Origin of the sequence: Tabrizicola sp. (genome assembly GCF_030694085.1) — a bacterium.
Classification (GTDB): domain Bacteria; phylum Pseudomonadota; class Alphaproteobacteria; order Rhodobacterales; family Rhodobacteraceae; genus Tabrizicola.
Genome location: NZ_JAUXZE010000080.1, coordinates 1 through 7,787 on the forward strand (window position 1 = coordinate 1; position 7,787 = coordinate 7,787).

Below are 7,787 nucleotides of genomic sequence, written 5' to 3' on the forward strand. Positions count from 1 at the left end.
CTTCACATAGTCGGCGTGGCCGGGGCAGTCGACGTGCGCGTAGTGACGGTTCTCGGTCTCATACTCCACGTGCGCGGTCGAGATCGTGATCCCGCGAGCCCGCTCTTCCGGCGCGCCGTCGATCTGGTCATAGGCCCGGAAATCGCCGAAATACTTGGTGAACGCCGCCGTCAGCGTCGTCTTGCCGTGGTCAACGTGGCCGATCGTGCCAATGTTGACGTGCGGCTTGTTGCGTTCAAACTTTGCCTTGCCCATCAGGGTCTCTCCTCATTCGTGTGTCGGTGGCGCCGGGGTGAACCCCGGCCTACGGGGTGGTAGGGCGGGGTTCACCCCGCCACACCGGTTAAGCGTATTTCTTCTGGATTTCCTGGCTCAGGTTTTCCGGAACGGTGTCGTAGTGGTCGAACTCCATCGAGAACACCGCGCGGCCCGAGGTCATCGACCGGAGCTGGTTGATGTAGCCGAACATGTTCGCCAGCGGAACCATGGCGGCGATGACGTTCGCGTTGCCGCGGCTGTCCTGGCCGTTGATCATGCCCCGACGCGAGGTCAGGTCGCCGATGACGCCGCCGGTGTATTCTTCCGGGGTGACGACTTCGACCTTCATGATCGGTTCCAAGAGTTTCGCACCGGCCTTCTTCAGGCCTTCGCGCATGGCAGCCCGCGACGCGATTTCGAACGCCAGCACCGAGGAGTCGACGTCGTGGAACGCGCCGTCGATCAGCGAGACCTTGAAGTCGATCACCGGGAAGCCTGCCAGCGGACCTGAGTCCATGACCGACTTGATGCCCTTTTCGACGCCGGGGATGTATTCCTTCGGCACCGCACCACCGACGATCTTCGATTCGAACGAATAGCCTTCGCCCGGTTCGGTCGGCGAGATGATCAGCTTGACGCGCGCGAACTGGCCGGTACCACCGGTCTGCTTCTTGTGCGTGTAGTCGATTTCGTGCTCGCGGCTGATCGTTTCGCGGTAAGCCACCTGCGGCGCGCCGATGTTCGCCTCGACCTTGAACTCGCGACGCATGCGGTCGACGAGGATGTCGAGGTGAAGTTCGCCCATGCCCTTCATGATGGTCTGGCCGCTTTCGAGGTCAGTTTCCACGCGGAAGGACGGGTCTTCGGCAGCCAGACGGGCCAAAGCGATGCCCATCTTTTCCTGGTCGGCCTTGGTCTTCGGTTCCACCGCGATCTCGATCACCGGGACCGGGAAGGTCATGGTTTCAAGGACGACGGGCGCCGCCGGATCACAGAGCGTGTCCCCGGTGGTGGTTTCCTTGAGGCCGCCAAGCGCGATGATGTCGCCGGCGAAGGCTTCCGAGATTTCCTCACGCTCGATGGCGTGCATCATCATCATCCGGCCAACGCGTTCCTTGCGCTGCTTGGTCGCGTTCAGCATCGCGTCGCCCTTGGCCAGCTTGCCCGAATAGATCCGGGTGAAGGTCAGCGAGCCGACGAAGGGGTCGTTCATGATCTTGAACGCCAGGCCCGAGAAGGGCTGCGCATCATCGGCCGACCGCGCGATATTGCGGGTTTCCGTCTCGTCGCCGGGAGCGAAGCCCATGTACGGCGGCACGTCCAGCGGCGAAGGCAGATAGTCGATGACGGCGTTCAGAAGGGGCTGCACGCCCTTGTTCTTGAACGACGAACCGGCCATCACCGGAATGAAGTCAATCGCCAGAGTGGCCTTGCGGATCAGCGCCCGAAGGGTTTCCGGGCTGGGCTCATTGCCTTCCAGGTAGGCTTCCATCGCAGCGTCGTCCTGACCCACGGCGGTTTCCACCAGGTTCATGCGCCACTCGTCGGCCTCGGCCTTGAGCTCGGCACGGATCGGCTGACGGGTCCAGGACGCGCCAAGATCTTCGCCCTCGTAGACCCATTCTTCCATGGTCACGAGGTCGATGATGCCTTCCAGCTTGTCCTCGGCACCGATCGGCAGAACGATCGGAACAGCGTTCGCGCCGGTCCGGTCCTTGATCATGCGCACGCACTTCATGAAGTCGGCGCCGGTCTTGTCCATCTTGTTGACGAACACGATGCGCGGAACCTTGTAGCGGTCAGCCTGACGCCAGACGGTTTCGGTCTGCGGTTCCACACCGGCGTTGCCGTCCAGAAGCACCACAGCACCGTCAAGCACGGCCAGCGAACGTTCGACTTCGATGGTGAAGTCCACGTGGCCGGGGGTGTCGATGATGTTGAAGCGGTACTTCGTCGCCTTGTCGCCAAGACCAGCCGAGGAATCGATCTGACGGTTCCAGAAGGTGGTCGTCGCAGCCGAGGTGATCGTGATCCCGCGTTCCTGCTCCTGCTCCATCCAGTCCATCGTCGCGGCGCCGTCATGGACTTCGCCGATCTTGTGGGACTTGCCGGTGTAGTAGAGGATGCGTTCCGAGGTCGTGGTCTTGCCCGCGTCGATGTGGGCAATGATCCCGAAGTTGCGATAGTGGTCGAGCGGATAGTCGCGTGCCATGATGACCCCTTACCAGCGGTAGTGGCTGAACGCTTTGTTTGCGTCGGCCATCTTGTGGGTGTCTTCGCGCTTCTTCACGGCGGTGCCGCGGTTCTGCACTGCATCGGCCAGTTCGGCGGCCAGACGCTCTTCCATGGTGTTCTCGTTGCGCTTGCGGGCAGCGATGATCAGCCAGCGGATCGCCAGCGCTTCGCGGCGTTCGGTGCGGACTTCGACCGGGACCTGGTAGGTGGCACCACCGACGCGGCGCGAGCGCACTTCGACCGACGGTTTCACGTTTTCCAGCGCTTCGTGGAAGGCTTCGACGGCCGGGCGCTTCAGGCGGGTCTGGACGCGGTCAAGCGCGCCGTAGACGATGCTTTCGGCGACGGACTTCTTGCCGTCGAACATCAGGTTGTTCATGAACTTCGTGACAACCCGATCGCCAAACTTGGCATCGGGCAGGATTTCGCGCTTTTCGGCGGCGTGACGACGGGACATCTGTTATCTCCTCACTTCGGACGCTTGGCGCCGTATTTCGAACGACGCTGACGACGTTCTTTCACGCCCTGGGTGTCCAGAACGCCGCGGAGAATGTGGTAGCGCACACCCGGAAGGTCCTTTACCCGCCCGCCACGGATCAGGACGACAGAGTGTTCCTGAAGGTTGTGCTTTTCGCCGGGGATGTAGGAGATGACCTCGAAGCCGTTGGTCAGACGCACCTTGGCGACTTTCCGCATGGCCGAGTTCGGCTTCTTCGGGGTGGTGGTATAGACGCGGGTGCAAACCCCACGCTTTTGCGGGCAGGATTCCAGGTGCTGGGACTTGGACTTCCGCACTACGGCTTCCCGGGGCTTCCGGATCAGCTGTTGAATCGTCGGCATTCACGTTCCTCGTTTCGATACTCGCCCCCCTTTGCCGTCGGGGACGCCGCTTCTCGACCGTGCCTTGCGCGAATCGCAAAACACGAACACCGCAACCACCGCCGTTTCCGGCGATGCCGCGGTGGAATTCCAGAGGATCGGGGCATTTTCGGCCCGGATCATGACCACTTCAAGCGCTCTGAGCCCTTGTCCCAGTCGCGACTTAAGGGTCGGGCGGGGGTTCGGGTTGGCGGGCGTATATGGGGAATCGCGGGGGGTGTCAACATGGGGGCCCGACCCCGCCCCCGCCCTGGCGTCACGCTTTTCTCTGGCGGAGCGCGCGTTCGCGCCAGAGGGTGAAAAGTCCGGCGGCCACCACGATTGCAGCGCCGATCAGGGTCCAGACATCCGGCAGATCACCGAAGACGACAAGGCCCAGGACGATGGCCCAGAGGAGCGACGTGTAGCGGAACGGCGCGACAAGACCGATGTCCCCATGTCTCATGGCAGCGACCGAAGTGAGGTAGCCGACAATGAGGAAAAGCCCCGCGCCAAGGACCCGGGTCAGCTCCCAGTCGGTTGGGGTATTCCAGCCCTGGAAGGTGACCCCGATCCATCCCATCAGCGTCACGGCAACGGCCGCTCCTAGGGCGACGAGGGTCGAGGGGATCTGGCCTTGCAGGGGTCGGACCGAGAGGTCGCGGACCACCACGCAGGCAACCGAGGCAAGGCCGAGAAGGGACCAGCGGTCGAAGCCCTCGGTCCCGGGGCGGATGATGATGAGGACGCCGATCAGGCCGACGAGGATAGCGGTCATCCGCCGCCAGCCTATCCTGTCGCCGTAGACCAGCGCCGCCGCAAGGGTGATGAGCAAGGGCAGCGCCTGCAGGATGGCGGAGAGATTGGCAAGCGGCATTCGCAGGAGGGCTTCGAGAAACAGGATCGTGGCGGCGACATCTGCCAGCGAGCGGACCAGGATCAGCCAGCCATCGCGGCGGTTGGGGCGGAACTTGAAGGCTCCGGTGGCTAGGCAGAGGATCAGGAGACCCACGACGGCGATCAGCCCGCGCAAGCCGATGGTCTGGAACAGGGGAAGGGTCTGGGTGACCGACTTCATGAAGGTGTCGTTGATGGTGAAGGCGGCCATCGAGGCACACATCATGAGGATGCCGCGGAGGTTCTCTGACATGGGCACTGCGGGGATCCTTCGCTTGCCCTGACTGGGTAGCAGGCAGCGCGGAGAAGCGAAAGTCTTCACAGCCGAAGGCGTGCCGGTGGAGATGATCGGGCCCCGGGGTCCGGGTTCGGACGGGTTTCGAATTGAGCGCTGACGCGCAAGCCTTCTGTCTCGCCTCTGCGCGCGAAGGGCGCGCAACCGGCTCGGTCATTGGGGGCGCTTCGCCCCCCACCCCCCCCGAGGATATTTGGCGCAAAGGCGAAAGGGCGCGTCGGGGGTCAGGCCGACCCCGGAGGTCGTCCCGCGTCCCTCGCGCATCAGGCCGAAAGCAGCACTGGCAACGGACAGTCACCGTCCAGCACGCGCCCGGTGACACTGCCGAAAACCAGCTCGTGAATCGGGGAATGGCGGACGGCACCAGCGACGATCAGGTCACAGCGGGCTTCGGCTGCGGCGGTGACGAGCACGTCGTAGATGTCACGGCCGTTACGTTGGATCTCGCGGAATTCGGCCTTGATGCCGTGGCGGGCGAGGTGATGCGCGGCCTCGATCCCGGACTGGTCCATGCGAAGGACCTTGTCGTCGGTGACGCGGACAACAATGGCCTCAGCCCCCGGGGACAGCAGCGATATCGTGTCCTGCATCGCGCGGGCAGCGGCATGGGTGCCGTCCCAGGCGATCAACACGCGGCGCGGCAGGGTGGCGGTTCCCTTCTTCGGTGAGATGACCAACGGGCGGCCGGAATCGAAGATCGCGGCCTGGGCCAGGAGGCGTTCGCCCACCAGGGGGCCGCGACGGCCGGTCAGGACGCCGAGGTCGGCGACCTTCATGTGGTCGGCAAAGACCTCGCCGATCCCATAGGCAAAACTTGAGCGGTCCACGATGGTACATGGGACGCCGGCCCTGTCGGCAAGCGCGGCAATTGCCGCGCGGGTGTTGGCGAAATCCATGTCGTCATCCGCACCCGGGCCGGTGACGTCGACAGTGAAGGCGAGAACGACGGCCTGGGCCGAAAGCGCACCGGCCCATTCAAGGGCAAGGGCCAGGGCGGCATGATCCTGATCGATGGCGGACGGCTGGACGAAGGTGACGATCGAACGGACGGTCATGCGGCTGGCTCTCCCTTGGTTGCCTTCGGGGAGGTATGCATCGAGACATGGTTTCACAAGGTTGTCATCGCCGGATCTGGCGGCACGATCCGAAAAAGAGAACCCCCGCCGGAGCGACCGGCGGGGGCGAAAGACGTGCCCGAAGGCCGCGAGGTTTAATCGCGGCTTTCGATGGTATCAACCAGACCGGCGTCAAAATCGACGTCGATTTCGGGTTCCATCACCGCAAGCGGAGCAGCCAGTGCCGCAGCCTGGTCGGCCTCGGTCCGGCGCGCCTCGATCACGGTATGGTCGCGGTCGGCGGCGATCTTCTTGACGCGGCTGGTGGCCCCGCCAGTGCCCGCCGGGATCAACCGGCCGACGATGACGTTTTCCTTGAGCCCCAGAAGCTTGTCGCGCTTGCCCTGCACCGAAGCCTCGGTGAGGACCCGCGTGGTTTCCTGGAACGAGGCCGCCGAGATGAAGCTGCGGGTCTGCAAGCTTGCCTTGGTGATCCCGAGAAGGACCGGCTCGGCCTTCGCTTCGCGTCCGCCCCGGGCGATGGCCTTGGCGTTCTCTTCGTCCAGTTCGATCTTCTCGACCTGTTCGCCCTTCAGAAGCGTGGTGTCGCCCGAGTCGAGGATCTCGAACTTCTGCAGCATCTGACGGACGATGACCTCGATGTGCTTGTCGTTGATCTTGACGCCCTGCAGGCGATAGACGTCCTGCACTTCGTCGATCATGTAGTTGGCAAGCGCCTCGATCCCCATGATCCGCAGGATGTCGTGCGGGGCGGGGTTGCCGTCCATGATGTAGTCGCCCTTCTGGACGAAGTCGCCTTCCTGAACCGGAATGTGCTTGCCCTTGGGGATCATGTATTCGACGGCGGTCAGCGTCTCATCCACGGGTTCAACCGTGATGCGGCGCTTGTTCTTGTAGTCCTTGCCAAAGCGGACATAGCCATCGGTTTCCGCGATGATCGCGTGATCCTTCGGGCGACGGGCTTCGAACAGTTCCGCCACGCGGGGAAGACCCCCGGTGATGTCCTTGGTCTTGGCACCTTCGCGCGGGATACGCGCCACCACGTCGCCGGGCCGCAGTTCCTGGCCGTCTTCGACCGACAGGATCGCGTCCACCGACATGGCGTAGGTGATCGGATTGCCGCTGTCGCCGCGCACCGGATCGCCCGTCGCCGGGTCCATCACGATGATCTCGGGCTTCAAGTCGCCGCCCTTCGGCACCGACCTCCAGTCCGAGACGATCTTCTGGGTCATGCCCGTCGCATCGTCGGTTTCCTCGCGGACCGAGATCCCCGCGACCAGGTCCTTGAACCGTGCCACGCCGGTCTTTTCGGCGATGATCGGCAGGGTGAAGGGGTCCCATTCGAAGAGCTTGGTGCCGCGCTTGACGGTTTCGCCTTCCTTGACGTGAAGTTTCGCGCCGTAGGTCAGCTTGTGGGCGGCCCGTTCCTGGCCCGCCTCGTCGATGATCGCGATCGACATGTTCCGGCCCACGACGATCTGCTCGCCCGAGACGTTGGAGAGAATGTTGGCGTTGCGGAACTCGATCTTGCCTTCCTGGCTGGCTTCCAGGAACGACTGCTGACCGCCCTGCGCCACGCCGCCGATGTGGAAGGTCCGCATCGTCAGCTGGGTGCCGGGTTCACCGATGGACTGGGCGGCGATGATGCCGACCGCTTCACCGATGTTGACCAGCGTGCCGCGGGCAAGGTCACGCCCGTAGCACAGCGCGCAGACGCCTTCTTCGGCCTCGCAGGTCAGCGGGCTGCGGATGCGGATCTGGGCGACGCCGGACCCGTTGATCAGGTCGGCGCGACGTTCGTCGATCAGTTCGCCCTTCGCGACCAGCACTTCGCCGGTTGCCGGGATCACCACGTCATCGGCGGCGACACGGCCAAGGACACGCTCGCCCATCGGGACGATCACTTCACCGTCGTTGACCGCAGCCGAGGCCATGATCGCCTGTTCGGTACCGCAATCGTGGGCCCGGACGATGCAGTCCTGTGCCACGTCGACCAGACGGCGGGTCAGGTAGCCCGAGTTCGCCGTCTTGAGCGCGGTGTCGGACAGACCTTTCCGCGCGCCGTGGGTCGAGTTGAAGTATTCAAGAACGGTCAGACCTTCCTTGAAGTTCGAGATGATCGGCGTCTCGATGATCTCACCCGACGGCTTGGCCATCAGGCCGCGCAT

Annotated in this window: 6 protein-coding genes and 1 pseudogene; all 7 read right to left on the reverse strand. The window is 63.8% G+C overall.

All coding sequences use genetic code 11. From position 1 onward, the window contains the following. The coding region (locus Q8M85_RS18440; RefSeq protein ID WP_305547295.1) for a GTP-binding protein at positions 1-255 on the reverse strand (255 nt) is incomplete at its 3' end. Between the two features lie 88 nt (positions 256-343). Next, complete coding sequence (gene fusA / locus Q8M85_RS18445) at positions 344-2,470, reverse strand: elongation factor G (protein WP_305547297.1); 2,127 nt, start codon at positions 2,468-2,470, stop codon at positions 344-346. A 9-nt stretch (positions 2,471-2,479) separates the two neighbouring features. After that, positions 2,480-2,950: a 30S ribosomal protein S7 gene (gene rpsG, locus Q8M85_RS18450; RefSeq protein ID WP_305547300.1), complete on the reverse strand. Its 471-nt coding sequence runs from the start codon at positions 2,948-2,950 to the stop codon at positions 2,480-2,482. Positions 2,951-2,961: 11 nt separating this feature from the next. After that, positions 2,962-3,333, reverse strand: coding sequence for a 30S ribosomal protein S12 (gene rpsL / locus Q8M85_RS18455; protein ID WP_103259202.1), 372 nt, complete (start codon positions 3,331-3,333; stop codon positions 2,962-2,964). A gap of 295 nt (positions 3,334-3,628) precedes the next feature. Beyond that, positions 3,629-4,501 (reverse strand): DMT family transporter, encoded by an 873-nt coding sequence (locus Q8M85_RS18460; protein ID WP_305547303.1) that lies wholly within the window; start codon positions 4,499-4,501, stop codon positions 3,629-3,631. A gap of 305 nt (positions 4,502-4,806) precedes the next feature. Next, entirely contained in the window at positions 4,807-5,598 is a 792-nt protein-coding gene (locus Q8M85_RS18465) for a universal stress protein (protein ID WP_305547305.1), read from the reverse strand. A 155-nt stretch (positions 5,599-5,753) separates the two neighbouring features. Next, positions 5,754-7,787, reverse strand: a pseudogene (locus Q8M85_RS18470) (DNA-directed RNA polymerase subunit beta'); the annotation flags it as partial.